The sequence below is a fragment of the Faecalicatena fissicatena genome, assembly GCF_016900595.1.
GTDB lineage: Bacteria > Bacillota > Clostridia > Lachnospirales > Lachnospiraceae > Claveliimonas > Claveliimonas intestinigallinarum.
Window position 1 is genome coordinate 143,882 of record NZ_JACLYY010000007.1, and the last position, 13,119, is coordinate 157,000.

Below are 13,119 nucleotides of genomic sequence, written 5' to 3' on the forward strand. Positions count from 1 at the left end.
CTCCAAACCAGTCTAAACTGAATTTGTGATAATTCGTGGAAAGAAATCTTAAAATTTGTTGAAGATTTGCTAAAGGTTCTCTTTCATATTTGGCCGGACACACTCATAAATTTCCTCTATTGCATACAGGGGAAGATTGATGAGCCAGTCCTCTTTCTTATAATCCGCCATGGATGTGCGGACGGAAATCTCAGGATGGAACCTGTCGCGGAAGGTCTTCAGGCTCTTTGCTTTCAAATTTGCCTCCGCCTTCACCTCCACAGGCACAGCCATCTCTCCGGTATCAATGACAAAATCCACCTCACAGGATCCACGGTCATTCGTGTAGTAATAGCCTGCTTTGGGGAATTTACAGCGTCTCCACAAACCGCATGAATGCCTTTCGGCCGTCCTCAGTGCACTTGTAGACGCCTGCGTCCTCCAGCACGTGAGTGAAGACGATGCCTGTCTCCTCCTTCAGGATATCCATTACATTGTCCCTTGTGATGCTGTCGTATTTTGGCAGGAAGGAGTCCACCCAGTCGGCGTGCTTGGCGATCTTCTCGTTGGAGCGGATGTCCCCTCCCTCCACCATGTAGTCCGCCAGGATCTCCAGCTCCTCCTTCAGCCTGGAGGGAAGAACGGCCAGGCCCATAACCTCGATCAGACCGATGTTCTCCTTCTTGATGTTGTGGTACTGGGCGTGGGGATGGTATACGCCCAGAGGATGCTCCTCTGTCGTAATATTGTTCCGCAGCGTCAGATCCAGCTCGTACATGTCTCCCTTCTTTCTGGCAATGGGAGTGATGGTGTTGTGGGGCGTGCCCTCTGTCTCGGCGAAAATGAAGGCTTCCTCGTCCGTGTAGCCTCTCCATGCCTGGAGTACGTGGTCTGCCAGGTCGATGAGCCGCTTCTCATCCGCGTGGCGGATGCGCAGGACAGAGAGAGGCCACTTCACGATGCCCGCCTCCACATCCTCATAGCCGGGGATAGTGACCGGGATCTCGATGGGCGCCTTTGCCATGGCAAAGGTGTAGTTTCCGCCCTGGAAGTGGTCATGGCTTAAGATGGAGCCGCCCACGATGGGGAGATCCGCATTGGAGCCCAGGAAATAGTGGGGGAACTGCTTCACAAAGTCAAACAGCTTGATGAACGCGTTCCGGTCGATCTTCATGGGCACATGCTGGCCGTTGAACACGATGCAGTGCTCGTTGTAGTATACGTAGGGGGAATACTGGAAGCCCCACTTGCTGTCGTTGATGGTGATGGGGATGATGCGGTGGGTCTCCCTGGCCGGGTGGTTGGCGCGCCCGGCGTACCCCTCATTCTCCATGCAGAGCTGGCACTTGGGATAGCTGCTGGCCTTGGCCGCCCCCGCCGCCGCGATGGCCTTGGGATCCTTCTCGGGCTTGGACAGGTTGATGGTGATGTCGATCTCGCCGTAGGGGGAGTCCACCTTCCACTTCATATCCTTCTTCACACGGTAGCGGCGGATGTAGTCGCTGTCCTGGCTGAATTTGTAGAAAAATGCCGTGGCCGCCTCCGGGGATTTCTCATACTCCTCCCAGAAGGTCTTCTGTACCTGTGCCGGCCGGGGCAGAAGGCAGTTCATCAGCTTCGTGTCAAAGAGATCCCGGAAGACCACGCTATCCTCCACAAGTCCTCTCTCCACAGCCTCGTCCAGCAGCTCCTTTAAGATCTGCTCCAGATCCAGCTCCTCGCCCTCGATGGACACGTCCTCGTAGTCGTCCTCCTTAAACAGCTCCAGCAGCAGGTTGGTGGTGTAGATCCTCTCGCACTCCGGTGTCAGTCCTGTCCGGATACCGTACTCCACAAGCTTCTTTATATTTTTATATAACATTCCCTTTTCCTCCTAAATACAGGCTCTCGCCCTCTCTGTGACATTCTATGACAGACGGTGGGCCCCGTCTCCGATCTCAACTACATAGAACTCCGCCGTCTTGTGGCACTTGTCCTGGTAGCCCTTTTTCACGGTCTCGATAAATGTATCCACCGCGTCATTTTTTACAATGCTGACTGTACAGCCGCCAAATCCGCCTCCTGTGATGCGGGAGCCGATGACGCCGGGCACGCTCCAGGCCAGATCCACCAACACGTCGATCTCCTCGCAGGACACTTCATAATCGTCCCGCAGAGAGATGTGGGACTGGTTCATGTATTTTCCGAACTGCTCTACATTGCCCTCCTTCAGCGCCGCCTCGGCGTGGATAGTCCTCTGGTTCTCGTACACCGCATGCTTTGCCCGCCTGCGGCAGACGTCCTCCCTGATGGCGTCCTTGTGAGCCTCGAACTCCTCCTCTGTCAGATCTCCCAGGGTGCCGATATCTACCACTTTCTTCAGATCCTCCAGGGCTCGCTCACACTCGTTTCTCCTGTCATTGTAGGCAGAGTCCACAAGGCTGTGCTTTACCTTGCTGTTGGTAATGACGATCTTGGCGTCCTCCAGCTTCACAGGCGCGTACTCGTACTTCAAAGTATTGGTATCCAGGAAAATGGCATGATCCTTTTTGCCCATAGCGCTGGCAAACTGGTCCATGATCCCGCAGTTGCAGCCGTTAAAGTTGTTCTCTGAGTACTGTCCGATCTGGGCGATCTCCACCATGGATACCGGGAAATCATACAGATCCTTCAGCATGGTCCCTGTCAGAACCTCCAGGGAAGCGGAGGAGGACAGGCCGGAGCCATTGGGGATGTCGCCGCAGATGGCGATGTCCAGTCCGCAGTCCATCTCATAGCCTCTGCCCTTGAAGGCCCACATCACGCCCTTTGGATAGTTGGTCCAACCGGCCTTCTTGTCCGGCACCAGCTCATCCAGACTGGTCTCGATGACGCACAGATCCTTAAAATTCATAGAGTAGAAACGGATCTTTCGGTCCTCCCTCTTTCTGGCCGCTCCGTATGTACCGATGGTCAGCGCGCAGGGAAAGACATGTCCACCGTTGTAGTCGGTGTGCTCTCCTATGAGGTTGACACGGCCCGGGGCGAAATACATGCGGATGTCTCCGCCGTCGCCGTATTTTTCCTTAAAGACACTCAACACTTTCTCTTTCATTTCCACATACACCTCTCTCTTTTTTTATAATTATAATAGGGTTTCCCTTTAAAAACTATAAGGATAATGGTAGAAACTATAAAAATATTGCGCTTTTCCTCAATCAATCAGGCCCAGGTGCTTCATGGCCTGCCAGATGCCTTCCTCCTCCACCCTGGGAGCCACATATTCAGTCCAGGGATCCAGCACCTTGTCGTGCTTTCCCATGGCGATCCCGTGGGCCCCGTACTGGAACATAGCCAGGTCATTGCTGCTGTCCCCGAAGACGTAGGAGCGTTCCCGGCCCAGGCCGAAGTACTTCAGAATGTACTCGATGATCGTCCCCTTGGAGTAGCCCTTCACGATACACTCGTAGGTATTGTCCCCCCGGTCCAGGATCTCCATATAATCGGTAAGGAAATCAAAAAACTCCTCCTTTTTGCTCTCCTTGTCCGTGTAGGCAAAGATCTTGTCAAAGGGACAGCCGCCCTGCTCGATGTATCTCTCTACTCCCAGTCCCCTGTTCTTCATGTATCTTCTGGTATTCTCCAGACTGTCGAACCTGGATACCCGGGAGGAGAAATACACATCCTCCATCCCCTCGTACAGAGCGTCCACCCTGCACTTTTCCGCCATCCTCACGATGGAAGCGGCGGCCTTCGCGTCCAGGTGCTCCTCAAAGATCACCCGGTCCTGGTACTCCGCATAGATGCCGCACCCGCAGAGAATGCCGTCCACAGGAAGTCTGCGGATCTCGGGCGGCACAGAGCAGGCTGTCCGGCCGGTGTTGATAAAGACCAGATGCCCCTTCCTTCTGGCCTCCTCCAAAGCGTGTACAGCGCTCTCCGGTATCGTCCTGGTGACCTCGCTCAGCAGGGTGCCGTCTATGTCAAAAAATAAAACTGCTCTCTCCATTTTTCTCTACTCCTCTTGACTTTTCCGCGGCCGCGCGGCCATTGGCACTTTTTGCCGGCTTTGCGGCCGTCTCTATTGTAGCATGACGGGAGTGGTTCGTAAATGCTGTTTCCTCTTGACATTTTGTCCGACTTCGGACTATAATACTTTTGTCCGGTTTCGGACTAACTTTATCTTTACATGATTTCACAAGGAGGGATGGCACTATGACAGAAAACAGAAAATCTTTGGAGAAATATTACAATCTCTGGCAGGAGACGACCGTCCTGTACGAGCGATGGGCCAGACGCCGGGGACTGACCTACAACAGCCTGACAGTCCTGATAGCCGTCGCGGGCAGCGCTCCCGCATCCTGTACCCAGAAGACCATCTGCCAGGATTGGGCCCTCCCCAAGCAGACCGTCAACACAATATTGAAGGATTTTGCGAAGAAGGGCCTTCTGGAGCTTGTCCCCGTGGAGGAGGACCGGCGCAGCAAGGCCATACGGCTCACAAAGGAAGGGCAGTTCTTCTGCGAGAGCACCCTGGCGGACCTGAAAAGACTGGAGCTTTTTATCATGGAGCAGATGGATCCCGCCCTTGTGGACGCCATGATCAGCGGAATGGATCTGTTCTGTCAATATTTTAGGAAAGGAATGGAAATGGAATATGAAGCTTTATAGAGAATTTTTCAGCTATGTAATCCCCTCGCTCCTGGCCTTCGCCCTGTCCGGCGTCTACTCCATCGTGGACGGCTTCTTTGTGGGAAACAGCATCGGCGACGCCGGGCTGACCACCATCAACATCGCCTACCCGGTGGTGGCTCTTCTGCAGGCCGCCGGCACCGGCATCGGCATGGGCGGCGCCGTGCACTACTCCATCCGTCTGGCCTCCGGGAAAAAGGAGGAGGCAAAGCGCTACACAGACAGCACAGTAGTCCTTCTGCTGGCCGCCTCCCTCGTCTCCACTCTCGTCTTTTACCTGGCCGCCCCGGCTGTCCTGACAGCCCTGGGCACCTCCGGACAGATTCTGGAGCTGGGGATCTCCTACCTGCGGATCATCGTCCTCGGCTCTGTGTTCCAGATCTTCGGCACCGGCCTGGTACCCCTGATCCGCAACATGGGAGGCGCCTTCTACGCCATGATGATCATGGTGGCTGGCTTTCTCACCAACATTGTGCTGGACTATGTGTTCGTCTGGCTTCTCCACGAGGGGGTGGCGGGAGCGGCTCTGGCCACCCTCATCGGCCAGGCAGTGACCATGGCGGGAGGACTGCTCTTCTTTCTGCGCCGAGGCGTGTCCTTCCACCTGGTCCGCTCTGTCTTCTCCCGGGAAAGGGTGAAGGGGCTGCTGACCGGCATCCTGAAGATTGGGCTGTCCCCCTTCGGGATCACCTTCTCCCCCAACATCACGATCATTCTCATGAACCGTTTCCTCATGGACTACGGCGGGGAAAAAGCGGCTGCCTGCTACGCCTGCATCGTGTATGTCATCGTCATCGTGTACCTTCTGCTTCAGGGCGTGGGCGACGGCTGCCAGCCCCTCATCAGCAGATACTACGGGGAAAACCATCTGAAAAATATGAAAAAGGTGTGCAGCCTTGCCTACATAAGCGGCGTCTGCATAGCAGCCGCCTGCATGGTCCTCATCTTCCTTGGCCGGTATCAGATCGGAGGACTCTTCGGGGCCTCGGATCTGGTCCGCGCAGAGGCCGGCCAGGTGCTTCCCCGCTTCCTTGTCAGCCTCATTTTCCTGGCCCTTGTGCGGGTCACCACCTCCGCCTTCTACGCCACGGAGAAGACGCTCCTGTCCTACATCCTGGTGTACGCGGAGCCGGTATTCCTCTTCCTGCTCCTTCTTCTGCTGCCAAGGATGGCCGGGCTCAGCGGCGTGTGGCTGAGTATTCCTCTTGCCCAGTCGCTGACTTTTGTGACAGCGCTTGTCTGTAGGCTTTGGGCGTCATCCCGAAGCTCCTCCGGAATACCCGGTTAAAATAGGAAAGGTTGTTAAAGCCTGTATCCAGGGCAATGTCCGTGATGCTGGCCTCCTCCCCGGCCAGCCTGCCGGCGGCGATCTCCATCCTGTACTGGTTCACGTACTCCACGCAGGTCATATTCATGTGCTGCTTGAAAAACCGCATAAAATAGTACTCGCTGAAGTGACAGACCCCGGCCAGCTCGGCCACGCTCAGGGGCCGCTGATAATTTTCCTTTATATACTGGAGAACCGTCCGGAGCTTTTCAATGACCTCCCGGTTCTCCTGTTTTTTTCTCTCAAAGGGAACCTGCCTGTACAGAAGGAGCAGGATCTCCAGAAGTCCGGCCTTCACCTCCAGCTCATACCCCTCCTCCCTTTTGGCAAAGCTCTCCTTTAGCCTGTCAAACAGCCTCTCCATCCTCTCAGAGAACTCCGGACTGCTGCCCTTTGCCCTCATCACCGGAGGAAAGCGGATCTCTCCCTTCTCCACCGGGGCAAGGTACTTCACCCCGCAGGCATCCGCCCTGCCTCCCAGCAGGGAGGGATGGAAGACAAAGCTGTCGGTCTCCAGCAGCCTCGTCTTCCCCTCCGGTATCCCGTGGAGCATCCCTGACGGCAGAAAGAGGAAATCCCCCTCCCCCACCTGGCAGGGCTCCAGGTCAATGAGATAGGTGCAGCTCCCCCGGCGTACCCGTGTGATCTCAAACTCCTCGTGCCAGTGTACCGGAAGGCCCGCCAGTCCCGCCGGGTAGACGCAGTGATAATAGTCCGCCGGGAACAGGCTGGTCCCGTGATGGCGCTTCTCAAGGTACTGTCTCTTTTCCTCCATATCTTTTCCTCCATGGCAGGATTGTGTCAAAAACTGCTAGGAATATGCAAGTAAATCCTGCTTTTCACTTATATAATAGTAGCATATTACAAATCGAACCGAAAGGAGAAAAAGCATATGATCCGCAAATATACCTTTGGAAACCCCTTCCCCACGGAGGCAGTCGTAAAAGAGATCCCCGCGTCCGAGGGGGCTCTCCCCTATTTCACCAGAGAGGGCGACAGCCTGGTCCTCACCATGGAGGAGGGTGCTCCCGTGTACGGTCTGGGCGAGCAGGTGAGAGGTATCAACAAGAGGGGCTGGAGCTACACCAGCAACTGCTCCGATGACCCCCACCACCTGGAGACCACCCACTCCCTCTACGGGGCACACAATTTCCTGATGATCGGGGGATCCCACCCCTTCGGCCTTTTCATCGACTATCCCGGATACCTGACCTTTGACATCGGCTACACCCAGAAGGATACGCTGCGCATCACGCCCACGGACTGGGATCTGGACATCTATGTCATCGAGGAGGAGGATAGGCGCTTCCTCTCCATCGTCCACACCTTCCGTCAGATGATCGGCAGAAGCTACATTCCTCCCAAGTGGGCCTTCGGCTACGGCCAGAGCCGCTGGGGCTACAGGAACGAGGCGGATGTGCGGGAGGTGGCCGCGAAATATAAGGAGGCCGGCATCCCCCTGGACGCCATCTACATGGATATCGACTACATGGAGCGGTATGAGGACTTCACCGTGTCCGCGGAAAAATTCCCGGATCTCCCCGGCCTGGCCGCGGATATGAAAAAGGAGGGCATCCATCTTGTCCCCATCATCGACGCCGGCGTGAAGATCGAGGAGGGCTACTCCGTCTACGAGGAGGGCGTGGAGAAAGGCTACTTCTGCAAGGAGGAGGACGGCACCGACTTCGTGGGAGCCGTGTGGCCGGGACGGGCCCATTTCCCGGACATGCTGAACCCGGCCGCCAGGAGATGGTTCGGCCTGAAATACAGGTTCCTCCTGGACCAGGGCATTGACGGCTTCTGGAACGACATGAACGAGCCCGCCATCTTCTATTCAGAGAAGCGCTTAAATAAGGTGTTTGACGAGGTGGCCTCCATGAAGGGCCAGAACCTGGATCTGGATAAGAACAACCATCTGCTGGGTCTTGTGAACACCCTGGCCAACAACCCGGAGGATTACCAGAGCTTCTACCACGAACCCGGAAACGGCCTCCCAAGGATCCGCCACGACAAGGTCCACAACCTCTACGGCTACAACATGACCCGGGCCGCCGGGGAGGCCTTTGAGGAGCTGGAGCCGGACAAGCGCATCCTGATGTTCTCCCGCTCCTCCTACATCGGCATGCACCGCTACGGCGGCATCTGGCAGGGAGACAATCTGTCCTGGTGGTCCCACCTGCTCATGAACGTAAAGATGATGCCCTCCCTGAGCATGTGCGGCTTCCTCTACACGGGAGCGGATCTGGCAGGCTTCGGCGCGGACACCACGGAGGACCTGGTCATGCGCTGGCTCCAGTTCGGCATCTTCACCCCGCTCATGCGGAACCACTCCGCTATGGGCACAAGGATGCAGGAGGCCTACCGCTTCTCCAACGCAGAGGCTCTGGGCCGGATCATCAAGCTCCGCTACTGCCTGCTGCCCTACCTGTACAGCGAGTACATGAAGGCGGCCCTGGGAGATGAGATGCTCTTTTTGCCTCTCTCCTTCGCCTACCCGGAGGACCCACACGCAGCCCAGGTGGAGGATCAGCTCCTCCTCGGGGAGAGCCTCATGCTGGCTCCCGTCTGCCAGCAGAACGCCGCCGGCCGCTACGTATACCTGCCGGAAGACATGCTCTGCGTGACCACCTCCGGACCGGACGATTTCCGCTGTGAGAAAATGGGCGCCGGACACCACTACGTGCCTGTGGCTGAAAATGAGCTCATCTTCTTTGTCCGCAGAGGACACCTGCTGCCCCTGGCACAGACAGCCAGGAACGTGGAGAAGCTGGACGCCTCCCGCCTGCAGCTCATCGCCTACCCGGCGGGCACATGCCGCTACACGCTCTACGATGACGACGGCTACGGAAAAGACTACGAAAATCCCGCCCACCTGTCCACTATTGACGTGTCTGCCGACGGTGAGGTAAGATATGAGGGATCAACAGAAAGGACTGTCACAACATGTTTCATCTGCTCTTAGCTATCATATACCTTGCCTTTATAAGCCTGGGCCTTCCCGACGGACTGCTGGGGTCCGCCTGGCCCTCCATGTACCAGGAATTCCAGGTGCCGGTGTCCTACGCCGGCATCATCTCCATGATCATCGCGGCGGGCACCATCGTGTCCAGCCTGCAGAGCGACCGGCTGACCCTGCGCCTGGGGCCGGGACGGGTGACAGCCATCAGCGTGGCCATGACAGCGGCTGCCCTCTTTGGCTTTTCCTTCAGCCACTCCTTCATCCTTCTGTGCCTGTGGGCCATTCCCTACGGCCTGGGAGCCGGCAGCGTGGACGCGGCCCTCAACAACTATGTGGCTCTCCACTACACCAGCTGGCACATGAGCTGGCTCCACTGCATGTGGGGCGTGGGCGCCTCCGCCGGTCCCTACATCATGGGCCTTGTCCTCTCCGGAGGAGCCTCCTGGAATACCGGCTATCGGTACGTGGGCATCCTCCAGGTGGCGCTCACAGCCATTCTGCTCATCAGCCTGCCCCTCTGGAAGGACAGGCGCTCTATCTCCGGAGCGGAGGCAGGCAAAAGTCCTGCGGCGGACACCCCGGCTCCGGAAAAGGAGACCGCGCGGCAGCCGAAAAAGCCCCTGTCCCTGAAGCAGATCCTCTCCATTCCCGGCGCCAGAGAGGTGATGGTGACCTTCTTCTGCTACTGCGCCCTGGAGCAGACAGCCGGCCTGTGGGCCTCCAGCTACCTGACCCTGCACGAGGGGATCCCCTCTGAGACCGCCGCCTTCTGCGCCAGCCTCTTCTTCATCGGCATCACCATCGGGAGAGGCGTCAGCGGCTTTCTCACCATGCGTTTCAACGACACCCAGATGATCCGCCTGGGGCTGGTGCTGATCCTGGCGGGCGTGCTGATCATCCTCCTGCCTCTGGGCGGCGGCACATCCCTTCCCGGCCTGATCATCATTGGTCTCGGGTGCGCCCCTGTGTACCCCTGTGTCATCCACTCCACGCCGGCCCACTTCGGAGCGGACAGATCCCAGGCAGTCATCGGCGTGCAGATGGCCTCCGCCTACGTGGGCACCTGCCTCATTCCTCCCCTGTTTGGCCTGATCGCGAACCACATCAGCATCTCTCTCTTTCCATTCTATCTGCTGGTCATCCTTGTGCTGATGTTTGTGATGCACGAGAGGCTGCTGAAGAAGACTGCGAATACTCGGTAAGAATCTGAAAAACTGTGTAAGAAAACAGGAGGAGAGAAACTATGCAGATCGCACTGCGGAACGATGGACGAGAGCTCAAATCCCACGGGGATTACTCCTTCCCCGTGCTTGTCAGCCCGGAGCGGCTGGACGCCTACGAGATGGGAAGCTTTGCCTGCCACTGGCATCCTGAGATCGAGTTTACCCTGATCCTGAAGGGGGAGATCCTGTACCAGATCAATGACCACACCTATCATTTAAAGGAGGGGGACGGGATCTTCTGCAATGCCAACATGCTGCACGCGGGGCGCCACGCAAACAGCCGGGACTGCTCCTATCTGTCCGTCACAGTCAACCCCTCCCTTCTGTACGGCTACGAGGCCAGCCTCCTGCAGACCAAGTACGTCCAGCCCGTGACTGAGAACCCGCTTCTCCCCTCTGCCTCCTTCTTCCCGGATGTGCCCTGGGAGAGGGAGGTCCTCTCCCACCTGACCGCCATCCGCCGGCTCTGGCAGGATCCGCCCCGCTCCTACGAGCTGCGTCTTCTGACAGAGCTCTACCAGATCTGGATCCTGCTCTTTGACCACCTGGATCTGGAGACCCGCCCCTCCTCCGGGGACGTGCGGGAGCTGGAGCGGCTGCGCCGGATCGTCACCTTTATCCACGAGCACTATATGGAGCACATTTCCCTGGAGGACATCTCCGTCTGTGTCAACATGTGCAAGAGCGAGTGCTGCCGCCTGTTCAAGCGGAATATGAACCAGCCCCTCTTCGACTATCTCCTCCACTACCGCATCCGGAAGAGCATCCCTCTTCTGGCCCAGGGAAAAGACAGCATCACAGACATCTCCATGCAGTGCGGGTTCTCCAGCCCCTCCTACTACACGAAGCTGTTCCGAAAATTCATGGGCTGCACTCCCAGGGAGTACGCGAAGTCCGCCCATGCGGAAAAGAGTCCGCAGCGTCAGCCATAGACGCTGCGGACTCTTCTTGTCTGCCTTCCCCTATTTTTTTATCTCTTCATCCAAACAAAATCCCAGCCGGACAGCTCCACTGTCTCCACTTCCCTGGTGACGCCTGTCACGAGGTTCGTGTACCGCGCTTTCTCCGGCATCCAGATAGTGCGCCCCTGGTCGCTGAAGTTGAACACAGCGTGGAGCTCCTCCCCTTCGGACCTGCGGACGATCCACAGGATGGACTGATCGCTGTAGTCCTTCGTGTACACCTCCGCGTCCGCGTCAAACACGGCCTCTGTCCTGCGGATCCGCTCCAGCTCTTCCAGCCCGTTAAAGATCCGGCCCTGCACGCTGTCTTTATCCTTAATGTGCTCTGTCAGCTCCCAGCAGAATTTTCCTCTGTGGATGTACCGGGAGTCAGGTGCCTTGTCCGGGTCATCCTTGTAGGTGTAGTCGTTCACCTGGCCGATCTCGTCCCCGCTGTAGAGCATGGGGATGCCGGACTGCGTGAACATGTAGGCGTGGAGCATGAGATCCTTGCGGATGGCCCAGTCCATCTTCTCCTCATTCTGCTCAAAGCCCGCGCTCTCCATGCCGCACATGGAGGCGGTGGTGGCGCAGAACCTGGCGTCCCCGGTCACCGGGTCCTCATTGTAGAGCTCGCCTCTGCTGACGCTTCCCGGAGTCTTGCCCTGGAAATAGTCGTTCAGGTACTTCTTGTGGGAGACTTCCTCCATGCCCCACTCCTTCAGGGATGCATAGTCCAGGCCCCAGCCGATGTCGTCGTGGCACCGCAGATAGTTGAGGAAGGTGTACTCTCTCGGAAGAGAGCAGACCACGTCCATCTGCTTCCGGAGCAGGCGGATGTCCCTCGTGGCCACAGTGTGCCAGGTAGTGGCCATGGTGGTCACGTTGTAGAGCATGTGGCACTCCGGCTTCTCCACTGTGCCAAAGTAGGGCGCCACCTCCTTGGGCTCCATGACCACCTCGCCCAAAAGCACAATGCCCGGACACACGATCTCGCCGATCATGCGCATCATGCGGACGATGGTGTGCACCTGGGGCAGGTTCCGGCAGTTGGTCCCCAGTTGCTTCCAGATATAGGGCACCGCGTCGATGCGGATAATATCCATTCCCTGGTTGGCCAGGTAGAGGAAGTTGTACATCATCTCATTGAACACCCTCGGGTTGCTATAGTTCAGATCCCACTGGTAGGGGTAGAAGGTGGTCATCACATAGTGTCCCATCTCCGGCAGATAGGTGAAGTTGCCGGGAGCCGTGGTGGGGAATACCTGGGGCACGGTCTTTTCGTACTCCCTGGGGATCGCCGGATCCGCGTAGAAGAAGTAGCGGCTCATGTACTCGCCGTCCCCCTGGCGGGCTCTCCTGGCCCACTCGTGGTCCTCGGAGGTGTGGTTCATGACAAAATCCATGCACAGGCTGATTCCCTTCTCATGGCATTTCTCCGCCAGCTCTGACAGATCCTCCATAGTTCCCAGCTCCGGCTTCACCTTCCGGAAATCGGCCACAGCGTAGCCGCCGTCGGACCGCCCCTTGGGAGAGTCCAGGAAGGGCATCAGGTGCACGTAGTTCACATTGCACTTCTCCAGATAGGGAAGCTTCTCCTGCACACCCTTGATATTCCCGGCGAAATTGTCAATGTACATCATCATGCCAAGCATGTCTCTCTTCCGGTACCACTCACCTTCCGCCTCTCTCTGGGCGTCCAGCTTTTTCAGCTTGTCATTTCTCTGGTCATAGTACCATTTCATCTGATCGCAGAGCTCGGCAAACATATCATCATTGCCGTACAGCTCCATGTACAGCCACCGCAGCTCATCGTGGTGGCGTCCCAGCCGCTTTGCGAAAACGCGGTCGGACTGCTCCCGTTTCTCCCGATCTCTCTTCTGGGCCGCCGTCTCCCTGGTCTTAGCTGCCGGCTTCTTCGCCGCCGCAGTTGTCTTCTTCGCTGCCGCGGTTGTCTTCTTCGCCGCCGGCTTCTTTGCCGTCACGCTTTTCTTCTTCGTTGTTCCTGCCATCTGTCTCATCCCCCGTTTACAATGATTT

Annotated in this window: 11 protein-coding genes; 5 read left to right on the top strand and 6 right to left on the bottom strand. The window is 57.3% G+C overall.

Annotated features, from left to right (window positions below):
* Nucleotides 1-69: 69 nt before the first annotated feature.
* From H7U36_RS09010 to H7U36_RS09025, 4 genes are all read right to left on the bottom strand, one after another.
* The gene (locus H7U36_RS09010; RefSeq protein WP_243426736.1) at nt 70-366 is read right to left on the bottom strand and encodes a DUF4143 domain-containing protein; all 297 of its coding nucleotides are present in this window, start codon (nt 364-366) and stop codon (nt 70-72) included.
* On the bottom strand, nt 350-1,840 hold the full coding sequence (gene galT, locus H7U36_RS09015; RefSeq protein WP_191493349.1) for a UDP-glucose--hexose-1-phosphate uridylyltransferase: 1,491 nt from the start codon (nt 1,838-1,840) through the stop codon (nt 350-352). Before galT ends, H7U36_RS09010 begins: the two co-directional genes overlap by 17 nt.
* Nucleotides 1,841-1,885: 45 nt before the next feature.
* The gene (locus tag H7U36_RS09020) at nt 1,886-3,052 is read right to left on the bottom strand and encodes a galactokinase (protein WP_191493348.1); all 1,167 of its coding nucleotides are present in this window, start codon (nt 3,050-3,052) and stop codon (nt 1,886-1,888) included.
* A gap of 99 nt (nt 3,053-3,151) precedes the next feature.
* On the bottom strand, nt 3,152-3,946 hold the full coding sequence (locus H7U36_RS09025) for a Cof-type HAD-IIB family hydrolase (protein ID WP_033126416.1): 795 nt from the start codon (nt 3,944-3,946) through the stop codon (nt 3,152-3,154).
* 206 nt (nt 3,947-4,152) lie between these two features.
* On the opposite strand from H7U36_RS09025, the gene H7U36_RS09030 reads away from it, so the two are divergent.
* Complete coding sequence (locus tag H7U36_RS09030; protein WP_033126417.1) at nt 4,153-4,608, top strand: MarR family winged helix-turn-helix transcriptional regulator; 456 nt, start codon at nt 4,153-4,155, stop codon at nt 4,606-4,608.
* Nucleotides 4,595-5,917 carry an MATE family efflux transporter gene (locus tag H7U36_RS09035; protein ID WP_138303127.1) on the top strand — a complete coding sequence of 441 codons (1,323 nt, stop codon included), beginning with the start codon at nt 4,595-4,597 and terminating at the stop codon, nt 5,915-5,917. Before H7U36_RS09030 ends, H7U36_RS09035 begins: the two co-directional genes overlap by 14 nt.
* Here H7U36_RS09035 and H7U36_RS09040 read toward each other — a convergent pair.
* Nucleotides 5,808-6,731 (bottom strand): AraC family transcriptional regulator, encoded by a 924-nt coding sequence (locus tag H7U36_RS09040; protein ID WP_081958068.1) that lies wholly within the window; start codon nt 6,729-6,731, stop codon nt 5,808-5,810. The genes H7U36_RS09035 and H7U36_RS09040 overlap by 110 nt on opposite strands.
* Before the next feature lie 117 nt (nt 6,732-6,848).
* Between H7U36_RS09040 and H7U36_RS09045 the strand changes: the two genes are divergently transcribed.
* From H7U36_RS09045 to H7U36_RS09055, 3 genes are read left to right on the top strand one after another with little or no spacing between them, the layout of a single operon-like run.
* Nucleotides 6,849-8,918, top strand: a complete 2,070-nt coding sequence (locus H7U36_RS09045; RefSeq protein ID WP_138303128.1) for a TIM-barrel domain-containing protein — start codon at nt 6,849-6,851, stop codon at nt 8,916-8,918.
* Nucleotides 8,900-10,117, top strand: coding sequence for an MFS transporter (locus H7U36_RS09050; protein WP_205156044.1), 1,218 nt, complete (start codon nt 8,900-8,902; stop codon nt 10,115-10,117). Before H7U36_RS09045 ends, H7U36_RS09050 begins: the two co-directional genes overlap by 19 nt.
* 41 nt (nt 10,118-10,158) lie before the next feature.
* Entirely contained in the window at nt 10,159-11,070 is a 912-nt protein-coding gene (locus H7U36_RS09055) for a helix-turn-helix transcriptional regulator (RefSeq protein WP_205156045.1), read from the top strand.
* A gap of 38 nt (nt 11,071-11,108) precedes the next feature.
* Here the strand turns inward: H7U36_RS09055 and H7U36_RS09060 are convergent, their stop codons facing one another.
* Entirely contained in the window at nt 11,109-13,091 is a 1,983-nt protein-coding gene (locus tag H7U36_RS09060; RefSeq protein WP_205156046.1) for an alpha-amylase family protein, read from the bottom strand.
* Nucleotides 13,092-13,119 lie beyond the last annotated feature (28 nt).

Bases quoted from the DNA above. Each gene is read 5' to 3' on its own strand.
- galT (WP_191493349.1), bottom strand. From the start codon at position 1,840: ATGTTATATAAAAATATAAAGAAGCTTGTGGAGTACGGTATCCGGACA.
- H7U36_RS09020 (WP_191493348.1), bottom strand. From the start codon at position 3,052: ATGAAAGAGAAAGTGTTGAGTGTCTTTAAGGAAAAATACGGCGACGGC.
- H7U36_RS09025 (WP_033126416.1), bottom strand. From the start codon at position 3,946: ATGGAGAGAGCAGTTTTATTTTTTGACATAGACGGCACCCTGCTGAGC.
- H7U36_RS09030 (WP_033126417.1), top strand. From the start codon at position 4,153: ATGACAGAAAACAGAAAATCTTTGGAGAAATATTACAATCTCTGGCAG.
- H7U36_RS09035 (WP_138303127.1), top strand. From the start codon at position 4,595: ATGAAGCTTTATAGAGAATTTTTCAGCTATGTAATCCCCTCGCTCCTG.
- H7U36_RS09040 (WP_081958068.1), bottom strand. From the start codon at position 6,731: ATGGAGGAAAAGAGACAGTACCTTGAGAAGCGCCATCACGGGACCAGC.
- H7U36_RS09045 (WP_138303128.1), top strand. From the start codon at position 6,849: ATGATCCGCAAATATACCTTTGGAAACCCCTTCCCCACGGAGGCAGTC.
- H7U36_RS09050 (WP_205156044.1), top strand. From the start codon at position 8,900: ATGTTTCATCTGCTCTTAGCTATCATATACCTTGCCTTTATAAGCCTG.
- H7U36_RS09055 (WP_205156045.1), top strand. From the start codon at position 10,159: ATGCAGATCGCACTGCGGAACGATGGACGAGAGCTCAAATCCCACGGG.
- H7U36_RS09060 (WP_205156046.1), bottom strand. From the start codon at position 13,091: ATGGCAGGAACAACGAAGAAGAAAAGCGTGACGGCAAAGAAGCCGGCG.